Source organism: Streptomyces zhihengii, from assembly GCF_016919245.1.
Taxonomy (GTDB): domain Bacteria; phylum Actinomycetota; class Actinomycetes; order Streptomycetales; family Streptomycetaceae; genus Streptomyces; species Streptomyces zhihengii.
The window spans coordinates 1,980,663-2,003,483 of record NZ_JAFEJA010000001.1 but is presented as its reverse complement, the minus strand read 5'-3'; the positions used below and the strand labels follow the sequence as shown (position 1 = coordinate 2,003,483).

At 72.3% G+C, this 22,821-nt stretch carries 15 protein-coding genes; all 15 read left to right on the top strand.

The genetic code is table 11. The features are described 5' to 3' along the window. The first annotated feature begins 44 nt into the window (after positions 1-44). The 15 genes from JE024_RS08255 to JE024_RS08185 all read left to right on the top strand — a co-directional run bounded on the left by JE024_RS08255 (position 45) and on the right by JE024_RS08185 (position 22,797). Positions 45-1,319 (top strand): extracellular solute-binding protein, encoded by a 1,275-nt coding sequence (locus tag JE024_RS08255; protein WP_205372976.1) that lies wholly within the window; start codon positions 45-47, stop codon positions 1,317-1,319. Between the two features lie 21 nt (positions 1,320-1,340). Then, positions 1,341-2,351: a carbohydrate ABC transporter permease gene (locus JE024_RS08250; protein ID WP_205372975.1), complete on the top strand. Its 1,011-nt coding sequence runs from the start codon at positions 1,341-1,343 to the stop codon at positions 2,349-2,351. After that, entirely contained in the window at positions 2,348-3,211 is an 864-nt protein-coding gene (locus tag JE024_RS08245) for a sugar ABC transporter permease (RefSeq protein ID WP_244882694.1), read from the top strand. Before JE024_RS08250 ends, JE024_RS08245 begins: the two co-directional genes overlap by 4 nt. An 88-nt stretch (positions 3,212-3,299) precedes the next feature. Then, a complete protein-coding gene (locus tag JE024_RS08240; RefSeq protein WP_205372974.1) occupies positions 3,300-4,949 on the top strand; it encodes a glycoside hydrolase family 13 protein in 1,650 nt (549 codons plus the stop codon). Then, entirely contained in the window at positions 4,937-6,004 is a 1,068-nt protein-coding gene (locus tag JE024_RS08235; RefSeq protein ID WP_205372973.1) for a LacI family DNA-binding transcriptional regulator, read from the top strand. Before JE024_RS08240 ends, JE024_RS08235 begins: the two co-directional genes overlap by 13 nt. Before the next feature lie 470 nt (positions 6,005-6,474). Beyond that, a complete protein-coding gene (locus tag JE024_RS08230; RefSeq protein ID WP_205372972.1) occupies positions 6,475-8,184 on the top strand; it encodes a carbohydrate-binding module family 20 domain-containing protein in 1,710 nt (569 codons plus the stop codon). A gap of 113 nt (positions 8,185-8,297) precedes the next feature. Continuing rightward, positions 8,298-13,685, top strand: a complete 5,388-nt coding sequence (gene pulA / locus JE024_RS08225; RefSeq protein ID WP_205372971.1) for a pullulanase-type alpha-1,6-glucosidase — start codon at positions 8,298-8,300, stop codon at positions 13,683-13,685. A 74-nt stretch (positions 13,686-13,759) separates the two neighbouring features. Then, complete coding sequence (locus JE024_RS08220; protein WP_205372970.1) at positions 13,760-14,158, top strand: cell division protein SepF; 399 nt, start codon at positions 13,760-13,762, stop codon at positions 14,156-14,158. 216 nt (positions 14,159-14,374) lie between these two features. Further along, a complete protein-coding gene (locus tag JE024_RS08215) occupies positions 14,375-15,565 on the top strand; it encodes an AAA family ATPase (protein ID WP_244882692.1) in 1,191 nt (396 codons plus the stop codon). Then, positions 15,562-15,894 carry a nucleotide pyrophosphohydrolase gene (locus JE024_RS08210; RefSeq protein ID WP_205372969.1) on the top strand — a complete coding sequence of 111 codons (333 nt, stop codon included), beginning with the start codon at positions 15,562-15,564 and terminating at the stop codon, positions 15,892-15,894. Before JE024_RS08215 ends, JE024_RS08210 begins: the two co-directional genes overlap by 4 nt. A gap of 165 nt (positions 15,895-16,059) precedes the next feature. After that, positions 16,060-16,557, top strand: a complete 498-nt coding sequence (locus tag JE024_RS08205; RefSeq protein WP_205376444.1) for a DUF6099 family protein — start codon at positions 16,060-16,062, stop codon at positions 16,555-16,557. A 37-nt stretch (positions 16,558-16,594) separates the two neighbouring features. Continuing rightward, complete coding sequence (locus tag JE024_RS08200; protein WP_205372968.1) at positions 16,595-17,518, top strand: LLM class F420-dependent oxidoreductase; 924 nt, start codon at positions 16,595-16,597, stop codon at positions 17,516-17,518. 65 nt (positions 17,519-17,583) lie between these two features. Then, positions 17,584-18,495: a homocysteine S-methyltransferase gene (gene mmuM / locus JE024_RS08195; RefSeq protein WP_205372967.1), complete on the top strand. Its 912-nt coding sequence runs from the start codon at positions 17,584-17,586 to the stop codon at positions 18,493-18,495. Positions 18,496-18,721: 226 nt separating this feature from the next. Further along, on the top strand, positions 18,722-20,239 hold the full coding sequence (locus JE024_RS08190; protein WP_205372966.1) for a 3' terminal RNA ribose 2'-O-methyltransferase Hen1: 1,518 nt from the start codon (positions 18,722-18,724) through the stop codon (positions 20,237-20,239). Further along, positions 20,236-22,797: a polynucleotide kinase-phosphatase gene (locus JE024_RS08185; protein WP_205372965.1), complete on the top strand. Its 2,562-nt coding sequence runs from the start codon at positions 20,236-20,238 to the stop codon at positions 22,795-22,797. Before JE024_RS08190 ends, JE024_RS08185 begins: the two co-directional genes overlap by 4 nt. Positions 22,798-22,821: the final 24 nt, after the last annotated feature.

Sequence of the window (22,821 nt, the reverse complement as noted above, 5' to 3'; positions counted from 1 at the left end):
AGGTCTGCGCCTCCGCCCCTGTCGGGCACATCGAAGGAGTTCACATGCGGCGTGGCATAGCGGCCACCGCTCTGGTCGCGGCACTGGCCGTGTCGGCGACGGCGTGCGGTGGGGACGACGGCGGCGACAGCGGCAGCAAGAGCTCGGGCGAGCTCAGCGGCACCGTCACCTGGTGGGACACCTCGACGGTCGGCAGCGAGGACAAGGTCTTCAAGAAGATCGCCGAGGACTTCACCAAGCTGCACCCCAAGGTGAAGGTGAAGTACGTCAACGTCCCCTTCGGCGAGGCGCAGAACAAGTTCAAGAACGCCGCGCAGTCCGGCTCGGGCGCCCCCGACGTCATCCGCTCCGAGGTCGCCTGGACCCCCGAGTTCGCCGACCTCGGCTACCTCGCGCCGCTGGAGGGCACCGCCGCCCTGAAGGAGGAGGACGACTTCCTCAAGCAGGCCGCCGCCTCCACCAAGTACGACGGCAAGACCTACGCCGTGCCGCAGGTCATCGACTCCATGGGCATCTTCTACAACAAGAAGATCTTCAAGGACGCCGGTGTCGAGGTCCCCAAGACCATCGACGAGCTGAAGACCGTCTCCGCCGCCATCAAGGACAAGACCGGCAAGACCGGCCTCTACCTCCGCGGTGACGACGCCTACTGGTTCCTCTCCTTCCTCTACGGCGAGGGCGGCGACCTCGTCGACGCCAAGGCGAAGTCGGTCACCATCGACAGCCCCGCCGGCACCAAGGCCATGACGGTCGTCAAGGACCTCGTCGACTCGGGCGCCGCCAGGACCGACGCGACCGACGGCTGGAACAACATGCAGACCGCCTTCAAGGAAGGCGAGGTCGCGATGATGATCAACGGCCCGTGGGCCGTCGCCGACACCTACGCGGGCGCGCAGTTCACCGACAAGGCCAACCTGGGCATCGCCCCGGTCCCCGCGGGCTCCGCCGGCCAGGGCGCCCCGCAGGGCGGTCACAACCTCGCCGTCTACGCCGGTTCCAAGAACCTCGACGCCTCCTACGCGTTCGTGGACTACATGACCAACGCCGACAACCAGGCCAAGGTCGCCCAGGAGCTCAGCCTGCTCCCGACCCGCAACTCCGTCTACTCGCAGCCGGGTGTCGCGAGCAACGAGATCGTCGGCTTCTTCCGCCCGGTCGTCGACAAGGCGGTCGAGCGCCCCTGGATCCCGGAGACCGGCAGCCTCTTCGCGCCGCTGGTGACCGAGTACACCAAGGTCCTCACCGGCCAGACCACCCCGGAGAAGGGCGTCAAGGCCACCGCCGAGGAGTACCGCAAGCTCCTCAAGGACTGGAAGTAACCAAGGAAGGTTGACCGGCTGATGGCTGTGGACACCAGCAGCCAGTCGGTGGCGAAGGCCGCGGGCGACGACGCCCGCGGCCGGAGCCGCCGTCCTGGCAAGCCCGCGGGAAAGGTCCGCCGTTCCCTCTCCACGCACTGGTACGCGTGGGCGATGGTCGCTCCGGTGACGATCGTGATCGCCGTGATCATCGGATACCCGCTCGTGCGCGGTATCTACCTGTCGCTCACCGACGCCAACGAGCGCAATGTCGCGCGGTCCATCGGCGTCAACGAGATCCCCGCGACGTACGAGTTCGTGGGCCTCGACAACTACAAGGAAGCGCTCAGCGGCTCGCAGTTCTTCGAGACGCTGGGCTGGACGCTGGTGTGGACGGTCTCCTGCGTCGCCGTCACCTTCGTGCTGGGCCTCGCCCTGGCCAACATGCTCAACCGCCGGATAGCCGGCCGCTCCTTCTACCGGATGTTCCTCATCCTGCCGTGGGCCGTGCCGGGCTTCGTGTCCGTCTTCGCCTGGCGGTTCCTCTACAACGAGAACAACGGTCTGCTCAACCAGATGCTCGGCGGCGTCGGCATCGACGCGGTGCCCTGGCTCAACGACCCCACCTGGGCCAAGTTCTCGGTCATCGCCGTCAACGTCTGGCTCGGCATCCCGTTCATGATGGTCGCCCTGCTCGGCGGTCTGCAGTCCATCCCCGGTGAGCTCTACGAGGCCGCCGAGATGGACGGCGCCGGTCCCTGGCAGCGGTTCCGCAACATCACCATGCCCGGGCTGCGCTCGGTGAGCACCACGGTGATCCTGCTCAGCACCATCTGGACCTTCAACATGTTCCCGGTGATCTTCCTGCTCACCAGGGGCGGGCCCGGCGAGGCCACACAGATCCTCGTCACCCAGGCCTACAAGTTCTCGTTCGAGATCAGCCCGCGCGACTTCGCGCAGTCCTCCACGTGGGGTGTGCTGATCCTGGTCCTCCTGATGCTCTTCGCCGCGGTCTACCGGCGAGTCCTCCGCAAGCAGGGAGAAGTCTGGTGACCACCGCAGTCGAGTCCCCGCGCCGCAGCCGCGGCCGGAACCACCGTTCGCCCCTGGCCTCCTTCGGTCTGCACGCCACGCTGCTGGTGGCGTCCGTGATCGCCGTCTTCCCCGTGCTGTGGGTCCTGCTGACCTCGCTCAAGCCGGCGAAGTACGCGACCACCACGGACTTCGTCAAGGAGACGACGCTCGAGAACTACACCGGACTGCTGGAGGACACCCCGTTCCTCACCTGGTTCGGCAACTCGCTGCTCGTCGCCGGACTGACCACCGTGCTCGGGGTGTTCGTCGCCTCCACGACCGGCTACGCCGTCAGCCGCTTCCGGTTCCCCGGCAAGCGCGGCCTGATGTGGACGCTGCTGATCACGCAGATGTTCCCGGTCGCCGTCCTGATCGTGCCGATCTACAACATCATGGCGGCGATGGGCCTGCTCAACGAGCCCGCCGGCCTGGTCATCACCTACCTGACCATCGCCGTGCCGTTCTGCGCCTGGATGATGAAGGGCTTCTTCGACACCATCCCGATGGAGATCGACGAGTCGGGACAGGTCGACGGGCTCACGCCGTTCGGCACCTTCCGGAGGCTGATCCTGCCGCTCGCCAAGCCCGGCATCGCGGTGACCGCGTTCTACTCCTTCATCACCGCCTGGGGCGAGGTCGCCTACGCGTCCGCGTTCATGGTCGGTGACGAGAACATGACGCTGGCCGGCGGTCTCCAGAAGTTCGTCAACCAGTACGGCGCCCAGTGGGGCCCGATGACCGCCGCCTCGGTGCTCATCGCCATCCCCGCGGCGATCGTCTTCCTCTTCGCCCAGCGCCACCTGGTGACCGGCATGTCGGCCGGCGCCGTCAAGGGCTGAGCACCCGCGCGCATGAAGCCGCGGCGCCGGTCCGTGCCTGTACCCCGGACCGGCGCCGCACCCGACCCCTATGACTTCCAGGGATGACATGACCCAGCACCTTGCTGCCCCCGCCGCCCCCACCTCCGGCACGGACACGGGCTGGTGGCGCGACGCGGTGATCTACCAGGTCTACCCGCGCAGCTTCGCCGACGGAAACGGCGACGGCATGGGCGATCTGGAGGGCATCCGCAGCCGGCTGCCGTACCTGCGCGACCTCGGTGTCGACGCCGTCTGGCTCAGCCCCTTCTACGCGTCCCCGCAGGCCGACGCCGGATACGACGTCGCCGACTACCGTGCCATCGACCCGATGTTCGGCAGCCTGCTGGACGCCGACGCCCTCATCCGCGAGGCCCACGGCCTGGGCCTGCGGATCATCGTCGACCTGGTGCCCAACCACTCGTCCGACCGGCACGAGTGGTTCCAGCGCGCGCTGGCCGAGGGCCCCGGCTCCCCGCTGCGCGAGCGCTACCACTTCCGTCCCGGCAAGGGGAAGAACGGCGAGCTGCCCCCCAACGACTGGGAGTCCATCTTCGGCGGCCCGGCCTGGACCCGCACCGACGACGGCGAGTGGTACCTCCACCTCTTCGCGCCCGAGCAGCCCGACTTCAACTGGGAGCACCCGGCCGTCCGCGACGAGTTCCGCTCCATCCTGCGCTTCTGGCTGGACATGGGCGTCGACGGCTTCCGGGTGGACGTCGCCCACGGCCTGATCAAGGCCGAGGGCCTGCCGGACATCGGCGGACACGACCAGCTCAAGCTGCTCGGAAACGATGTCATGCCCTTCTTCGACCAGGACGGCGTGCACGAGGTGTACCGGAGCTGGCGCCAGGTCCTCGCCGAGTACGGCGACAACCGGGTGCTCGTCGCCGAGGCGTGGACCCCCACCGTCGAGCGCACCGCCAACTACGTGCGCCCCGACGAGATGCACCAGGCCTTCAACTTCCAGTACCTCGGCACCCACTGGGACGCGGCCGAGCTGCGCAAGGTCATCGACGCCTCGCTCGCCGCGATGCGCCCGGTCGGCGCGCCCACCACCTGGGTGCTCTCCAACCACGACGTGACCCGCCACGCCACCCGCTTCGCCAACCCCGCGGGGCTCGGCACCCAGCTCCGCGAGGCCGGCGACCGCGAGCTCGGCCTGCGCCGCGCCCGCGCGGCCACCCTGCTGATGCTGGCGCTGCCCGGCTCGGCCTACATCTACCAGGGCGAGGAGCTCGGCCTGCCCGACGTCACCGACCTGCCCGACGAGGTGCGCCAGGACCCGTCGTTCTGGCGGGCCACCGGCCAGGACGGCTTCCGCGACGGCTGCCGGGTGCCGATCCCGTGGACGGCCGAGGGCTCCTCGTACGGCTTCGGCGACGGCGGGAGCTGGCTGCCGCAGCCCGCCGAGTGGGGTTCGCTGAGCGTCGAGACCCAGACCGGCGACCCCGGCTCCACGCTGGAGCTGTACCGCAGCGCGCTCGCCGTGCGCCGGGTCCAGCAGGGCATGGGCGCCGGGGACGGTGTCGAGTGGCTCGACACCCCCGAGGGCGTGCTGTCGTTCGCCCGCGACGGCTTCGTGTGCACCGCCAACACCACCGGCGAGCCGGTGCGGGTGCCCGCCCACGGCCGGGTGCTGCTCGCCAGCGACACCGTCACCGTCACCGGCGGCGAGGCCGAGCTGCCCGCGGACACCACCGTCTGGTGGGCGGTGTGACGCTCCCCCTGCCTCGGGACGGCGCTGCCGCCGTCCCGAGGCTGGCCGACCTCGCCCTCCAGGCCGGGGTCAGCGAGGCCACGGTCAGCCGGGTGCTCAACGGCAAGGCCGGTGTGGCGGCACCGACGCGGCACCGGGTGCTGGCGGCGCTGGACGTCCTCGGCTACGAGCGTCCCGTGCGGCTGCGCCGGCGCAGCGCCGGGCTGGTCGGACTGGTCATCCCGGAGCTGACGAACCCGATCTTCCCCGCGTTCGCCCAGGTCATCGAGCAGGTGCTGGCCGGTCACGGCTACACCCCGGTGCTGTGCACCCAGATGCCCGGCGGCGCCACCGAGGACGAGCTCGTCGAGCAGCTCGAACAGCGCGGTGTCACCGGCATCATCTTCATGTCGGGGCTGCACGCGGACACCGCCGAGGACCCGGCGCGCTACGCCCAACTGGCCGCGCGCGGGGTCCCGTTCGTGCTGATCAACGGCTTCAACGAGCGGATCGACGCGCACTTCGTGTCACCGGACGACCGCAGCGCCGCCCGGATGGCGGTCCGTCATCTCGTGGACCTCGGCCACGAGCGCGTCGGGCTGGCCGTCGGCCCGACCCGGTACGTCCCCTCGCGCCGCAAGGCGGAGGGGTTCACCGCCGCCGCGCAGGCACTGCTGGGGCTGAGCCAGGAGCAGGCGGAGGAGCTCGTCACCTCCACGCTGTTCACCGTGGAGGGCGGGCAGGTGGCCGCCGGGGCGCTGCTGGACGCGGGCTGCACCGGCATCGTGTGCGCCAGCGACCTGATGGCGCTCGGCGCGATCCGCGCGGTGCGCAGCAGGGGGCTCGACGTGCCGGGCGACATCTCGGTGGTCGGCTTCGACGACTCGCCGCTGATCGCGTTCACCGACCCACCGCTGACGACGGTGCGTCAGCCGGTGCAGGCGATGGCCACGGCCGCCGTCGACGCGCTGATCGAGGAGATCGGCGGAAACCCGGTGCAGCGCACGGAGTTCGTCTTCCAGCCGGAGCTGGTCGTGCGCGGCTCGACGGGCGCCCCGGGGGTGCGGGCGCTCTGAGATGGCCCGCACGGGAGTGCGGTGTGGGGGAGGAGCCCGGGGCCGGGCCGGTTCGCGTGTGTCGCGGCCGGTGCCGGCCCTTCGGCGCACCGGGGCGGGGCTCCTGCGGGGTGGTGCGGAGCGCCGTGTGCGAACCCGGGTGACCGGCCCGGCCGGCCGGGCGCGTGAGGTGCCGGTACGGACCGGAACCCCCGGCCGGCCGGACCGGAGTCGTCGTTGAAAGTAACACCGCTGCAACACCTTGCGAAAGAGTTTGCGGACACGGAACGGATACGTTTCCCGGCCGTCATACAGGTACTGACGAAGGTCTGTGCGAAGGGTTGACCGGGTGGCAGCCGGGCCGTACGGTCTCGACCGCAACAAGTTTCAGACTTCTTGCGTAAGAACTCTCAAAAGGCCTTGCGGGCATGGCGCGTTGCCGTTCGAGGCTCCCCCTCCCATCCCCACCTCCCTCTCGGCAGGAGGACAGAATGGCCAGAAGAACCGTGGCCGCGGCACTCGCCGTTGTGGCAGGAGCCGCTGTCGCCGTCACGGCCCCCACCACCGTCGCACAGGCCGCGCCGCCCGGCGACAAGGACGTCACCGCGGTGATGTTCGAGTGGAAATTCGACTCGGTCGCCAAGGCGTGCACCGACAGCCTGGGCCCGGCCGGTTACGGCTTCGTCCAGGTCTCCCCGCCCCAGGAGCACATCCAGGGCGCCCAGTGGTGGACCTCGTACCAGCCGGTGTCCTACCGGATCGCCGGACGCCTCGGCGACCGGACGCAGTTCAAGAACATGGTCGACACCTGTCACGCGGCGGGCGTGAAGGTGGTGGCCGACTCGGTCATCAACCACATGTCCGCGGGCAGCGGCACCGGCACCGGCGGCTCGTCGTACACCAAGTACAACTACCCCGGCATCTATTCGGCGCCCGACTTCGACAACTGCACCACGCAGATCGGCAACAACTACGGCGACCGCGGCAACGTGCAGAACTGCGAGCTCGTCGGGCTCGCGGACCTGGACACCGGTGAGGACTACGTCCGCGGCAAGATCGCCGGATACCTCAACGACCTGCTCTCGCTGGGCGTCGACGGCTTCCGCATCGACGCCGCCAAGCACATGGCGGCCGCCGACCTGTCGAACATCAAGTCCCGGCTGACCAACCCGAACGTCTACTGGAAGCACGAAGCCATCTACGGCGCCGGCGAGGCGGTCTCCCCCTCCGAGTACCTCGGCAGCGGCGACGTCCAGGAGTTCCGCTACGGACGGAGCCTCAAGCAGGTCTTCCAGAACGAGAACCTCGCCCACCTGAAGAACTTCGGCGAGGGCTGGGGCTTCATGCCCTCGGGCCAGTCCAACGTGTTCGTCGCCAACCACGACACCGAGCGCGGCGGCGACACGATGACCTACAAGAACGGCTCGGCCTACACGCTCGCGCACGTCTTCATGCTGGCCTGGCCGTACGGCAACCCGGACGTCCACTCCGGCTACGAGTTCTCCGACCACGACGCCGGCCCGCCGAACGGCGGCCAGGTGAACGCCTGCTACAGCGACGGCTGGAAGTGCCAGCACGCCTGGCGCGAGGTCTCGTCCATGGTCGCCTTCCGCAACACGGCGCGCGGCCAGGCCGTGACGAACTGGTGGGACAACGGGGGCGACCAGATCGCCTTCGGCCGCGGCGACAAGGCGTACGTGGCGATCAACCACGAGGGCTCGTCGCTGTCCCGCACCTTCCAGACGTCCCTGCCCTCCGGCACCTACTGCGACGTCCAGAGCGGCAACGCGGTCACGGTGAACGGATCCGGCCAGTTCACCGCCACGCTCGGCGCGGGCACGGCCGTGGCGCTGCACGTGAACGCCCGGACGTGCAGCGGCGGCGGCACGGACCCCGACCCCGACCCGGTGACCTCCGGGGCGTCGTTCGCGGTCAACGCCACCACCGTCATGGGCCAGAACATCTACGTGACGGGCAACCGTGCCGAACTCGGCAACTGGAACCCGGGCAGCGCCCGCAAGCTCGACCCCGCGTCCTACCCCGTGTGGAAGCTGGACGTGGACCTGCCCGCCGGCACGGCCTTCGAGTACAAGTACATCCGCAAGGACGCCGCCGGCAACGTCACCTGGGAGAGCGGCGCCAACCGCACCGCCACCGTCGGCACCAGCCGCATCGCGCTGAACGACACCTGGCGCAACTAGGACCGGCGGCGCCCCCCCCGGGCGCCCCGGTGCACCTCCCCCGCGCCGTCCCGCGCCCCTCCCCGGGCGCGGGACGGCGCACGCACCGCACACACCCTCAGGAGAGAACCGCCTTGACACGCCCCCGTATCCCGCTGCGCACCGCAGCCGCCGCCGCACTGGCGACGGCGACGGTCGCGGCGCTGGTCTCCGCCGTGCCGGCGGCGGCCGCGCCCCCGCCGCCCGCGCCCCCGTCGGACAGATCGCTGGCCGCCGAGCCGGCCCGCCACGACCTGACCCGTGAGCAGTTCTACTTCGTCCTGCCGGACCGTTTCGCCAACGGCGACGCACGCAACGACCGCGGCGGCCTGACCGGTTCCCGGCTCGCCACCGGCTACGACCCGGCGGACAAGGGCTTCTACCAGGGCGGCGACCTCAAGGGCCTCACCGAGAAGCTGGACTACATCAAGGGGCTCGGCACCACCGCCATCTGGATGGCGCCGATCTTCAAGAACCAGCCCGTGCAGGGCGAGGGCAAGGACGCGTCGGCCGGCTACCACGGCTACTGGATCACCGACTTCACCCAGGTCGACCCCCACTTCGGCACCAACGCCGACCTGGAGCGGCTGATCGACAAGGCCCACGCCAAGGGCATGAAGGTCTTCTTCGACGTCATCACCAACCACACCGCGGACGTCGTCGACTACGAGGAGAAGTCCTACGGCTACCTCTCCAAGGGCGCCTTCCCGTACCTGACCAAGGACGGCGTCCCCTTCGACGACGCCGACTACGCCGACGGCGAGCGCCGCTTCCCGGCCGTCGACCGGGACTCCTTCCCGCGCACCCCCGTCGTCGCCGCGGACAAGAAGAACGTGAAGGTCCCGGCCTGGCTCAACGACCCGACGATGTACCACAACCGGGGCGACTCCACCTTCGCCGGCGAGTCCTCCGGGTACGGCGACTTCGTCGGCCTGGACGACCTGTGGACCGAGCGTCCCGAGGTCGTCGAGGGGATGGAGAAGATCTACCAGCGCTGGGTGCGCGACTTCGACATCGACGGCTTCCGCATCGACACGGTCAAGCACGTCAACACCGAGTTCTGGACCCAGTGGGCCACCTCGCTCGACGAGTACGCGGCCAAGCGCGGCCGGGACGACTTCTTCATGTTCGGCGAGGTCTACTCGGCCGACCCCGCGATCACCGCCCCGTACGTCACCGAGGGCCGGCTCGACGCCACCCTCGACTTCCCCTTCCAGGACGCCGCCCGCGCCTTCGCCTCGCAGGGCGCCGGCGCGGACAAGCTGGCGAACCTCTTCGGCCAGGACTACCGCTACACGACGGACAAGGCCAACGCCTACGAGTCGGTGCCCTTCCTCGGCAACCACGACATGGGCCGCTTCGGCATGTTCCTGAAGCAGGACAACCCGAAGGCGGACGACGCCGAACTGCTGCGGCGCGCGGGGCTCGCCAACGAGCTGATGTTCCTCACCCGCGGCAACCCCGTCGTCTACTACGGCGACGAGCAGGGCTTCACCGGCCCCGGCGGCGACAAGGACTCCCGGCAGACGCTCTTCGCCTCGCGGACGGCCGACTACCTGGACGACGACCAGATCGGCACCGACCGCACCCACGCGAAGGACGCCTACGACCCCTCGCACCCGCTGTACCGGCAGATCGCCGCACTCGCGAAGCTCACCCGCGAACACCCGGCACTGCGGGACGGCGTCCAGCAGCAGCGGTACGCCGAAGGCCCGGTCTACGGCTTCTCCCGCACCGACGCCCGCACGAAGACCGAGTACCTCGTCGCGGTGAACAGCTCCACCGAGGCGAAGACGGCCGAGATCCCGACCGGCTCGGCCGGCATGGCCTTCTCCGCCGTCCACGGCGGTGACGCCCGGGTCACCAGCGGCGCCGACACCACGGTGAAGGTGACCGTCCCCGCGCTCGGCTCCCTGGTGCTCAAGGCGGCGAAGCCGCTCGGCGCCCCGGCCGCCAAGCCCTCGCTCACGCTGAAGGCCCCCGCGGACGGCGCCACCGGCACCGTCGAGATCTCCGCGGACGTCGACGGCGGACAGCTCAACCGCGTCGTCTTCGCCGCCCAGACGGGCAACGGGAAGTGGCAGGTCCTCGGCTCCGCCGACCACGCCCCCTACAAGGTGACCCAGAAGGTCACCGCGCCCGCGGGCACGGCCCTGCGGTACAAGGCCGTCGTCGTCGACAGCGCCGGCCGCACCGCGAGCGCCACCGCCGCCTCCACCAGCGGCGCCCCGGCCGTCGAGCAGCCGCCGACCGCCACCCAGCGCGACTACGCGATCGTCCACTACAAGCGCGCCGACGGCGACTACGACGACTGGGGCCTCTACACCTGGGGCGACATCGCCGACGGCGAGGGCACGACCTGGCCCGCCGGCAAGCCGTTCACCGGCCGCGACGCCTACGGCGCCTTCGCCCACGTCAAGCTGAAGCCCGGCGCCTCCTCGGTCGGCTTCATCGCCGTGAACAAGGACGGCGTCAAGGACACCGACGCCGACCGCGCCATCGACCTGTCCAAGACCGGCGAGGTCTGGATCGAGGAGGGCAGGCCGGAGCTCTCCACCACGGCGCCCGAGGGCGCCTACCCGCCCCAGGACACCTCGAAGGCGGTGCTGCACTACCAGCGCGCCGACGGCGACCACACGGGCTGGGGCCTGCACACCTGGACCGGCGCGGCCGAGCCCACCGACTGGAGCAAGCCGCTGGAGCCCGTCCGCACGGACGCCTACGGCGCGGTCTACGAGGTGCCGCTGGCCGCCGGAGCGACCTCGCTCAGCTACATCCTCCACAAGGGCGACGAGAAGGACCTCCCCTCCGACCAGTCGCTCGACCTCAAGGCGAACGGCCACGAGGTGTGGCTCCTCGGCGGACAGCAGAAGTACCTGCTGCCGCAGCCCAAGGGCAGCAGTGCCGCCCTCGACCTGACCAAGGCGCAGGCGGTGTGGATCGACCGGAACACCGTGGCCTGGAACGGCAGCGCCGCCGCGGCCTCCAGCGCGCTCCTCTACTCCCGTGACGGTTCGGTCGCGGTCGACGGCGGCGCCCTCACCGGCGACCACCGGGTGCTGCGCCTGAACGCCACCGAGCTGACCGCCGCGCAGAAGGCGGAGTTCCCGCACCTGGCCGGCTACACGGCCTGGTCCGTCGACGCCCGCGACCGCGACCGCGTCCGGGAGGCGCTGCGGGGCCAGGTCGTCGCCGCCCAGTACGCGGCCAACGGGGCGGCGCTCACCGCCACCGGCGTCCAGCTCGCCGGCGTCCTCGACGACCTGTACGCGGCGCAGGCGACCCGTGCCGACCTCGGCGCCGTCTTCGACGGCAAGGGCGTGCCCACGCTGCGCGTCTGGGCCCCCACCGCCCAGCGGGTCTCCCTGGAGATCGACGGCCGGAACGTCGCGATGCGCCGCGACGACGCGAGCGGCGTCTGGTCCGTCCGCGGCTCCAAGGGCTGGAAGGGCGACACCTACCGCTACCACGTCACGGTCTGGGCCCCGAGCGTCCAGAAGATCGTCACCAACAAGGTCACCGACCCCTACTCGCTCGCCCTGACGGCCGACTCCGAGAAGAGCGTCGTCGTCGACCTCACGGACAAGTCGCTGGCCCCGAAGGGCTGGTCGGGCCTGAAGAAGCCCGCCGCCGTACCGCTGCGGGACGCGCAGATCCAGGAACTGCACATCCGCGACTTCTCGATCGCCGACCCCACCGCCGAGGACAAGGGCACCTACCTCGCCTTCGCGGACAAGGACAGCAAGGGCTCGCGGCACCTGCGCGAACTGGCCCGCGCCGGCACCTCCTACGTGCACCTGCTGCCCGCCTTCGACATCGGCACCATCCCCGAGAAGAAGGCCGACCAGCAGCAGCCCGCCTGCGACCTGCTCGTCTACGCCCCGGACTCCGCGGAGCAGCAGGCGTGCGTCGCGAAGGCCGCCGCGAAGGACGCGTACAACTGGGGCTACGACCCGCTGCACTACACCGTGCCCGAGGGCTCCTACGCCACCGACCCGGACGGCACCAGGCGCACCGTCGAGTTCCGCCGGATGGTGCAGGCGCTCAACGAGGACGGCCTGCGCACCGTCATGGACGTGGTCTACAACCACACCGTGGCCGCCGGGCAGTCGGACAAGTCGGTCCTCGACCGCATCGTCCCCGGCTACTACCAGCGGCTCCTCGCCGACGGCTCCGTGGCCACCTCCACCTGCTGCGCCAACACCGCGCCCGAGAACGCCATGATGGGCAAGCTCGTCGTGGACTCGGTCGTCACCTGGGCCCGCGACTACAAGGTCGACGGCTTCCGCTTCGACCTGATGGGGCACCACCCCAAGGAGAACATCCTCGCCGTCCGCAAGGCGCTCGACGGGCTCACCCTCGCCCGCGACGGCGTCGACGGGAAGAAGATCGTGCTCTACGGCGAGGGCTGGAACTTCGGCGAGATCGCCGACGACGCCCGCTTCGTCCAGGCCACCCAGAAGAACATGGCCGGCACCGGCATCGCGACCTTCTCCGACCGGGCCCGTGACGCGGTGCGCGGCGGCGGCCCGTTCGACGAGGACCCGGGTGTGCAGGGCTTCGCCTCCGGACTCTTCACCGACCCCAACACCTCGAAGGACAACGGCACCGAGGCCGAGCAGCGGGCCCGCCTCCTCCACTACCAGGACCTGATCAAGGTGGGCCTCTCCGGCAACCTCGCGTCCTACTCGTTCACGGACACCGCGGGCCGCACGGTCAAGGGCTCCGAGGTCGACTACAACGGCGCCCCGGCCGGATACGCCGCGGCACCCGGTGACGCGCTCGCCTACGCGGACGCCCACGACAACGAGACGCTGTTCGACGCGCTCGCCTTCAAGCTCCCCGCCGGCACCTCCGCGGCGGACCGGGCGAGGATGCAGGTGCTCGCCATGGCCACCTCGGCGCTGTCGCAGGGGCCCGCGCTCTCCCAGGCGGGCACCGACCTGCTGCGGTCCAAGTCGCTGGACCGTAACTCGTACGACAGCGGCGACTGGTACAACGCCATCCACTGGGACTGCCGCAGCGGCAACGGCTTCGGCCGCGGCCTCCCGCCGGCCGCGGACAACGAGCCCAAGTGGGGCTTCGCCAAGCCGCTGCTGACGGCGCCGTCGCTCACCGTGGGCTGCGCGCAGATCGACGGGGCCTCGGCCTCCTACCGCGACCTGCTGCGCATCCGCACCACCGAGAAGGCGTTCTCCCAGCTCACCGCGGCGGACGTGCAGAAGGCGCTGTCCTTCCCGCTCTCGGGCACCGGGGAGACCCCGGGCGTGATCACCATGCGCCTCGGCGACCTCGTCGTGGTCTTCAACGCCACCCCCGGGCAGCAGGTCCAGAAGGTGCCGGCGCTGGCCGGCACGGGCTACGCCCTCCACCCGGCGCAGCGTTCGGGCGCCGACGCGGTGGTGAAGTCCTCGTCCTACGCGAAGGACTCCGGAACCTTCACCGTTCCGGCCCGTACGGTCGCCGTCTTCGAGCGGGGCTGACCGTTTCCTGATCCTCGTGCCTCTCACCCGTGTCGCTGTTGGGCCGAACGGGTGAGAGGCGCGAGGATGGACCCATGAGCAGGTACGAGAGGTACGACGTCACCGACGAGCAGTGGGAGGGCCTGGCCCAGGTGGTGCCGCTGCGCGGCCGCGACGCGTGGCCGTCGCGGGTGGACCACCGCACCGTCCCCGAGCGGTACGCGCCCGCCGACAACCGCCGTTTCGTGGTGCTGCGGGTACAGGTCTTCGCCGACGCCCGCGAGGTCGCCGACCACCTCGTCGACCGCACCCCGGTCCTGCTCGACCTCAGCAGCGCGGACACCGATGTGGCCAAGCGCATCCTCGACTTCAGCAGCGGTGTCGTCTTCGGCCTCGGCAGCGGGATGCACCGGGTGGACCGCAACGTCTTCCTGCTGACCCCGGCCGGCACCGAGGTCGAGGGCGCCGCGGACGCGGCCGTACACGGTCCGTAGGCCGCGCCGCGCCGGGCGGCCCAGGCCGTAGCCGTTCCGCCGGCCCCGCCGCGCCGCGCCCGGCGCGCGGGCTCCGCCCGGCCGGGGCCGTAGCCGTTCCGCAGGCCGCGCCGCGCCGGGCTCGCACGCTCCGCCCGGCCCTGCCCGTACCCCGTTCGTAGGAAGGCCCGCGGGCTGTAACGGTTCCGCGTGGATCTTGGTGCGTACGGTCCGGCCATGGATCCCCACGCCTCCGCCGCACCAGCCGCCGCACCGGCCGTCGTGCCGCCGGCCGCCGCCCACACCGCACCGGCCGTCCGCCCCGCGGTCACCGAACTGCGCCTGTCCGCCTTCAAGTCGCACCGCGGGGCGGTGCTCCCGATCGCCCCGCTCACCCTGTTCGCCGGGGCGAGCGGCAGCGGCAAGTCGAGCGCCCTCCAGGCGTACGAGGCCCTGGCCCGGCTCGCCGCCGGCCGGGGCCTCGTCCACGCCTTCCCCGATCCCGGCGGCTGCGTTCCGGAGTGGGCGAAGCCCGACCGGCAGGGGCGGCGCGGCTTCCGCATCGGCTGCACGGTGCGCGGCCCGGCCGGCGAGGTCCGGCTCGACCTCGCCGTGCAGGCCGAGCCCGACCTGCGGATCGTCGGGGAGCGGCTGACCTGCGACGGCGACGTCGTCCTCGCCACCGCCCTGCGCGAACCGCGCCGCCGCACGGTCGAGGCGGCCTGGCACACCTCCGGCGCCGACCGGGTCACCCGGGCCGCGCTGCCGGACGACCGGCTCGGCACCCCGCTGCTGCCGCTGCACGTCGCCGGCCGCACCGCCGCGCAGTTACGCGTCCTCGCGGCGGCCGAGCAGGTGGTGATGGCGCTGCGTTCGGCGTTCGCCTGCGACCCCCGGCCCGAGCGGATGCGGGCGCCGGTGCCCGCCGGCAGCGGCCGGCTCCGGCGCGGCTGCGACAACCTGGCCGAGGTGCTCCACCGGACCCGCAGCGAGTGCGCCCGGCGCCACGCCCGGCTGACGGCGGCGGCCCGTGCCGGGTGCGCGGGCGACGTCGCGGACGTCCGCGTCGAGCAGGCCCCGGACGGCGCGGTCCGCGCGCTCCTCGGCCGCGGGGCCACCGCCGTCCCCACCCCCGTCGGCCGCCTCGGCGAGGGGGAGCTGCGCTATCTGGCGCTCGCGCTGGTGCTGCTGACCGGCCCCGGGGTGCTGGCCGTCGACCAGGTCGCCGAGGTGCCCGACGCGTACCAGTCGCTCACCGTCGTCGCGGACGGCTTCGACCGCTGCCTGCACCCGGCCCAGACCCGCGAACTGGCCCTGCTGGCGGTGGAGATGTGCGCCCGCGGCCACATCCGGCTGGTCGGCGCGGTCTCCGACGCGTCCTGGGCCCGCTCCGTCGCGGGGGTGTCGGTGGTAGACCTGGTGCGGTGACGAGAGACGACGGACTCGATGTGGCGGCACTCCAGCGCAGGCTGGCCGACTTCGCGGCGGTGCGCGGCTGGGAGCCGTACCACACGCCCAAGAACCTGGCCGCGGCGCTCAGCGTGGAGGCCGCCGAACTGGTCGAGATCTTCCAGTGGCTGACGCCCGAGGAGTCGGCCGCGGTGATGGCGGACGCCGGCACCGCCCACCGGGTCAGGGACGAGGCGGCCGACGTCCTGGCCTATCTGCTCCAGTTCTGCGAGGTGCTGGGGGTGGATGTGCTGGCGGCGCTCAGGGACAAGATCGAACGCAACGAACAGCGGTTCCCGGCACCCTGATCACGGGACTGCGTACACCTGATTGTCACTCTTCGGAGTCATCGAGTTATCCACAACGGCCTTGGTGTCCACAGATTTCCGAATTCCCCTGGCTTTTCTGGTCGATGACCTTCACTCTGGGTAATGAACAGTGTGGGCAGTACATCGTACGAACGGGGGCTCGGCATGGACGCGTTACGGCTCATCGAGATCAGCGGGCAGGCACTGCGGCAGAGCGAGGAGGGCACAGAGGTCGCGCGGGTGGTGGCGGAGGCCTGGCAGATCCAGGCGCTCGCGCAGGCCATCGGCGGCAGGATCGCCCTCGGCGGCCCTCCCGATCTGCGGGGCGAGGCCACGGCGCTCAGCGAGACGGGCGGCGGCGGAGCGGGGCTCCCCGACCACCCGGCCGTCCGCGGCGGCGGCCCCCGGGCCGTGCAGCTCACCGAAGTGGCCCGCCCCGAAGCGGTGTTGACCGCGTTGCTCGGGCTGCTGGGGGACGTCGGCATCGCGCTGGTGCAGGTCGCCTGCGCGACCGACGACGAAGGTCTCTACTGGCAGTGCATCGAGACGATCGACGCGGCCGACGAAGCCAGCGACCGGGTCCGCGCCATGCTGCGCCGTCTCGCCGAGCGGGAGCGCGAACGTCCTCCCGAGACCGTCCGGGGACGCGCGGGCCCCGCGTGACCGGCCGGGCGCACCGGCCACGGTGCAGGATGGAAGCATGGATCTTCGCATCTTCACCGAGCCCCAGCAGGGGGCCGACTACGACACCCTTCTCACCGTCGCCAAGGCCACCGAGGACCTCGGCTTCGACGCCTTCTTCCGTTCCGACCACTACCTGAGCATGGGCTCCGCCGACGGGCTGCCCGGCCCCACCGACGCCTGGATCACCCTGGCCGGACTGGCCCGTGAGACCAGCAGGATCCGCCTCGGCACCCTGATGACCGCCGGCACCTTCCGTCTGCCCGGCGTCCTCGCCATCCAGGTGGCCCAGGTCGACCAGATGTCCGGCGGCCGTATCGAACTCGGCCTCGGAGCGGGCTGGTTCGAGGAGGAGCACCGCGCCTACGGCATCCCCTTCCCCAAGGAGAAGTTCGCCAGGCTGGAGGAGCAACTGGCCATCGTCACCGGCCTGTGGTCCACCGAGACGGGCAAGAGGTTCACCTACGAGGGCACCCACTACCGGCTCACCGACTCACCCGCGCTGCCGAAGCCCGTGCAGCCGAGGATCCCCGTGCTGATCGGCGGCCACGGAGCCGTCCGCACCCCGCGTCTGGCCGCGCGCTACGCGGACGAGTTCAACCTGCCCTTCGCCTCGGTCGAGGACACCGAGCGGCAGTTCGGACGGGTGCGGGACGCCGCCCGCGAGGCCGGCCGCGACCCGGGCGACCTCGTCTACTCCAACGCCCTGGTGGTCTGCGTCGGCAAGGACGACGCCGAGGTCGCCCGCCGTGCCGCGGCGATCGGCCGCGAGGCCGACGAGCTCCGGGCGAACGGCCTCGCCGGCTCCCCCGCGGAGGTCGTGGACAAGATCGGCCGCTACGCGGCGACGGGCGCCTCGCGGATCTACCTCCAGGTCCTCGACCTCGACGACCTCGACCACCTGGAGCTGATCTCCTCCCAGGTCCAGTCCCAGCTCTCCTGACCCCCCGCCGCCGGGGCGCGGACACCCGCCCGCGCCCCGTGCGGCCCCGACCCCCGGAGGCAGGCGTGCGCCCGTCCCGTCCCCTCGCCGACGCCCTGGCCGAGCGCGCCCTCGTCCTCGACGGCGGCCTCTCCAACCAGTTGGAGGCACAGGGCCAGGACCTGTCCGACGACCTCTGGTCGGCCCGCCTGCTCGCCGACGACCCGGGGCAGATCGAGGCGGCCCACACCGCCTACGCCCGGGCGGGGGCCGAGGTCCTGATCACGGCGAGCTACCAGGCCACCTTCGAGGGCTTCGCCCGCCGGGGCGCGGGACCGGCCGAGGCGGCGGCACTGCTCGCCCGCAGCGTGGAGCTCGCGCGCCGCGCCGCCGACGCGGCGCCCCGGGAGGTGTGGGTCGCCGCCTCCGTCGGGCCGTACGGCGCCCACCTCGCCGACGGCAGCGAGTACCGCGGCGCCTACGGGCTGGCGGCGGGGGAGCTGGAGCGCTTCCACCGCCCCCGCGTCGAGGCGCTCGCCGCGGCCCGGCCCGACGTGCTGGCGCTGGAGACCGTGCCCGACACCGACGAGGCCCGCGCGCTGCTCGCGGCGACCGAGGGCTGCGGGGTGCCGCTCTGGCTCTCGTACACCGTGGCGGGCGGCCGGACCCGCGCCGGACAGGACCTGGCCCGGGCCTTCGCCCTCGTCGCCGGCCGGGACGACGTCGTCGCCGTCGGGGTCAACTGCTGCGACCCGCGCGAGGCGGCGGCCGCGGCCCGGCTCGCCGTCCGCACGACCGGCAGACCGGCCGTCGTGTACCCCAACAGCGGCGAGCGGTGGGACCCGGCCGCGCACCGGTGGACGGGAGCCGTGACGTACGCCCCGGACGGCGCGCGGGAGTGGCGGGCCGCGGGTGCCCGCCTGCTGGGCGGCTGCTGCCGCGTCGGCCCCGCGGACATCGCGGCGCTGGCGGCCGCGCTCGGCAGCCCCCGGCCGTGACACGTCGTGGGCCGGTGCCGGGGCGTGAGGGGGATCGGTGCCGGGGCCGCGCCCCCTGGCGCGGACGCAGGAACGTGAAGCGGCCGCGACCGGGACAGGCACCCGGCCGTGAGGCGGCGGCGGCCCGGTGCCGGGCCCGCGCGCGGTGGCGACACGCGCGACACGGCTGCCGGGGCGCGGCGAAAACCGCTGTTCGCGGCGGCCGGGCCCGACGATACTCGGACGGGTGTTCCTGACGATCAGTACCACCGGTACCCCTGAGCGCCCCGCCACCGACCTCGGCTTCCTGCTGCACAAGCATCCCGAGAAGGTGCAGGCGTTCTCCACCGCGCACGGCACGGCCCACGTCTTCTACCCCGAGGCGTCCGCCGAGCGGTGCACCGCCGCGCTGCTGCTGGAGGTCGATCCGGTGGCGCTGGTGCGCCGCGGCAAGGGCAAGGGCCGCGGCGGAGCGCCCGACGCCGCCCTCGCGCAATACGTCAACGACCGCCCGTACGCGGCCTCGTCCCTGCTGTCCGTCGCCATGAGCACGGTCTTCAAGAGCGCCCTGCGCGGTGTCTGCGCCGCCCTGCCCGGCCGCGCCGGTGAACCGCTGCCGCTGCGCGTCGAGGTGCCCGCCGTCGCCGCCCGCGGCGGCGTCGAGCTGGTCCGCGCCCTGTTCGCCCCGCTCGGCTGGACGTCCGTGGAGGCCGAACCGATCGCCCTGGACGAGCAGTTCCCCGCCTGGGGCGACTCCCGCTACGTGCGGCTCGTGCTGGAGGGGGAGCTCCGCCTCGCCGACGCCCTGCGCCAGCTCTACGTCCTGCTGCCCGTCATGGACGACGCCAAGCACTACTGGGTGGCCACCGACGAGGTCGACAAGCTGCTGCGCGCCGGGGAGGGCTGGCTCGCCGACCACCCCGAGCAGAAGCTGATCACCAGCCGCTACCTCTCCCGCCGCTGGGGACTCACCCGGCAGGCCATGGAGCGGCTCGAACTCGTCCGCCTCGCCGAGACCGACGACCTCGCCGTCGAGGAGGTCGACAACGCCGTCGACGAGACCGCCGACACCGAGGAGCGGCCCGTGCCGCTCGCCGAGCAGCGCCGGGAGGCGATCCTCGCCGCGCTGCGGGACGCCGGGGCCCAGCGGGTGCTCGACCTCGGCTGCGGGCAGGGCCAGTTGGTCCAGGCGCTGCTGAAGGACGTCCGCTTCACCGAGATCGTCGGCGTCGACGTGTCGGTGCGCGCGCTCACCGTCGCCGGGCGGCGGCTGCGCCTGGACCGGCTGGGGGAGCGGCAGGCGTCCCGCGTCACCCTGATGCAGGGGTCGCTCACGTACACCGACAAGCGGCTCGCGGGCTACGACGCGGCCGTGCTCAGCGAGGTGATCGAGCACCTGGACCTGCCGAGGCTGCCGGCGCTGGAGTACGCCGTCTTCGGCGCGGCCCGGCCCCGCACCGTCCTGGTGACCACCCCGAACGTCGAGTACAACGTCCGCTGGGAGACCCTGCCCGCCGGCCACGCCCGCCACGGCGACCACCGCTTCGAGTGGACACGCGAGGAGTTCCGCGCCTGGGCGGACTCCGTCGCCGGGCGCCACGGCTACACGGTGCGCTTCGTCCCCGTGGGGCCGGACGACCCTGAGGTCGGACCGCCCACGCAGATGGCCGTCTTCGAGACGGCCGCCGCCGACGGCGCCACCACCACGACCACCACGACCACCGCCACCGAGCACGAGTCCCCGAAGGAGGCGACGGCGGCATGACCACCACGACACCCGAGGAAGCGGCCACCGTCCCCGGCCGGCTGCTGCCGGTCACCGACCTGTCCCTGGTCGTCCTCGTCGGCGCGACCGGCTCCGGCAAGTCGACCTTCGCCCGACGGCACTTCAAGCCCACCGAGGTCGTCTCCTCGGACTTCTGCCGGGGCCTGGTCGCCGACGACGAGAACGACCAGAGCGCCAGCGCCGACGCCTTCGACGTCCTCCACCACATCGTCGGCAAGCGCCTCGCCGCGGGCCGGCTGACCGTCGTCGACGCCACCAACGTGCAGACCGAGAGCCGCCGGCAGCTCGTCAGGATCGCCCGCGAGCACGACGTGCTGCCCATCGCGATCGTCCTCGACCTCCCCGAGGACGTCTGCGCGAGCCGCAACGCCGCACGGCCCGACCGGGCCGGCATGCCGCGGCACGTCATCTCCCGCCACCGCCGCGAACTGCGGCGCTCGCTGCGCGGGCTGGAACGCGAGGGCTTCCGCAAGGTCCACGTCCTGCGCGGCGTCGAGGAGGTCGAGAGCGCCGGGGTCGTCCTGGAGCGCCGCTACAACGACCTGCGCCACCTCACCGGGCCGTTCGACATCATCGGCGACATCCACGGCTGCCGCTCCGAGCTGGAGACCCTGCTCGGCAGGCTCGGCTACGAGGACGGGGTGCACCCGGACGGCCGCACGGCCGTCTTCGTCGGCGACCTCGTCGACCGCGGGCCCGACAGCCCCGGCGTGCTGCGCCGGGTGATGGGCATGGTCGCCGCCGGCAGCGCCCTGTGCGTCCCGGGCAACCACGAGAACAAGCTGGCCCGCTGGCTCAAGGGGCGCAACGTCCAGCACACCCACGGCCTCGCCGAGACGATCGCCCAGCTGGAGAAGGAGGACGACGCCTTCCGCGAGCAGGTGCGCGCGTTCATCGACGGCCTCGTCAGCCACTACGTGCTCGACGAGGGCCGGCTCGTCGTCTGCCACGCCGGGCTGCCCGAGAAGTACCACGGCCGCACCTCCGGCCGGGTCCGCTCGCACGCCCTGTACGGGGAGACCACCGGCGAGACCGACGAGTTCGGCCTGCCCGTGCGCTACCCTTGGGCCGAGGACTACCGGGGCCGGGCCGCCGTGGTCTACGGCCACACCCCCGTGCCCAGCACCTCCTGGATCAACAACACCATCTGCCTGGACACCGGCGCGGTGTTCGGCGGCCGGATGACCGCCCTGCGCTGGCCCGAGCGCGAACTGGTCGACGTGCCCGCCGAGAAGGTCTGGTACGAGCCGGTGAAGCCGCTGCTCACCGAGGCCCCGGGCAGCCGTGAGGGCCGCCCGCTGGACCTCGCCGACGTGCAGGGCCGCCGGGTCGTCGAGACCCGGCACCTGGCGCGGGTCGCCGTGCGTGAGGAGAACGCCGCCGCGGCGCTCGAGGTGATGAGCCGCTTCGCCGTCGACCCCCGGCTGCTCGCCTACCTCCCGCCGACGATGGCCCCCACCGCCACCTCGCGCCGGGAGGGCTACCTGGAGCACCCCGCCGAAGCCTTCGCCCAGTACGCGGCGGACGGCGTCGCCCAGGTGGTGTGCGAGGAGAAGCACATGGGATCGCGCGCGGTGGCCCTGGTCTGCCGCGACGCCGGAGCGGCCCTGCGCCGCTTCGGCGTCGAGGGCCCGACCGGCACCGTCCACACCCGCACCGGGCGCCCCTTCTTCGGCGAACAGGAGGTCACCGAGGAGATCCTGGCCCGGCTGCGCGCCGCGGTCGGGGCCGCCGGACTGTGGGACGAGCTGGAGACGGACTGGCTGCTGCTGGACGCGGAGCTGATGCCCTGGTCCCTCAAGGCGTCCGGTCTGCTGCGCACCCAGTACGCGGCGGTCGGCGCCGCGGCCGGTGCCGCGCTGCCCGGGGCGACGGCCGCACTCCGGGCGGCCGCCGCCCGCGGCGTGCCGGTGGACGGGCTGCTCGCCCGCCAGCACGAACGCGGCGAGGACGCGCGGGCGTTCACCGACGCCTACCGCCGCTACTGCTGGACGACCGACGGCCTGGACGGGGTGCGGCTGGCCCCGTTCCAGCTCCTCGCCGCCGAGGGCCGCTCGCTCGCCGGGGTCCCGCACGACCGGCAACTGGCCTGGCTCGACCGGCTGGTGGAGCACGACCCGACCGGGCTGCTCCAGGTCACCCGCCGGCTCGTCGTCGACACCGGGGACGAGGAGTCGGTGCGCGCCGGCACGGACTGGTGGCTGGAGATGACCGGCCGGGGCGGCGAGGGCATGGTCGTCAAGCCGCTGGCCGCCCTGGCGACGGACGGCGGCGGCCGGCTGGTGCAGCCCGGGATCAAGGTGCGCGGCCGCGAGTACCTGCGGATCATCTACGGTCCCGAGTACACCCGGCCCGGGAACCTCGACCGGCTGCGCGACCGCTTCCTCGGCCACAAGCGCTCCCTGGCCCTGCGCGAGTACGCGCTCGGTCTGGAGGCGCTGGACCGGCTCGCCGAGGGGGAGCCGCTGTGGCGCGTGCACGAGGCGGTGTTCGCCGTCCTGGCCCTGGAGTCGGAACCGGTCGACCCCCGCCTCTGACGGCCGGGTCCGCCCCCGGACCGC

Bases quoted from the DNA above. Each gene is read 5' to 3' on its own strand.
- JE024_RS08240 (WP_205372974.1), top strand. From the start codon at position 3,300: ATGACCCAGCACCTTGCTGCCCCCGCCGCCCCCACCTCCGGCACGGAC.
- JE024_RS08185 (WP_205372965.1), top strand. From the start codon at position 20,236: ATGACCACCACGACACCCGAGGAAGCGGCCACCGTCCCCGGCCGGCTG.
- JE024_RS08220 (WP_205372970.1), top strand. From the start codon at position 13,760: ATGAGCAGGTACGAGAGGTACGACGTCACCGACGAGCAGTGGGAGGGC.
- JE024_RS08215 (WP_244882692.1), top strand. From the start codon at position 14,375: ATGGATCCCCACGCCTCCGCCGCACCAGCCGCCGCACCGGCCGTCGTG.
- JE024_RS08200 (WP_205372968.1), top strand. From the start codon at position 16,595: ATGGATCTTCGCATCTTCACCGAGCCCCAGCAGGGGGCCGACTACGAC.
- JE024_RS08255 (WP_205372976.1), top strand. From the start codon at position 45: ATGCGGCGTGGCATAGCGGCCACCGCTCTGGTCGCGGCACTGGCCGTG.
- JE024_RS08230 (WP_205372972.1), top strand. From the start codon at position 6,475: ATGGCCAGAAGAACCGTGGCCGCGGCACTCGCCGTTGTGGCAGGAGCC.
- JE024_RS08205 (WP_205376444.1), top strand. From the start codon at position 16,060: ATGGACGCGTTACGGCTCATCGAGATCAGCGGGCAGGCACTGCGGCAG.
- JE024_RS08250 (WP_205372975.1), top strand. From the start codon at position 1,341: ATGGCTGTGGACACCAGCAGCCAGTCGGTGGCGAAGGCCGCGGGCGAC.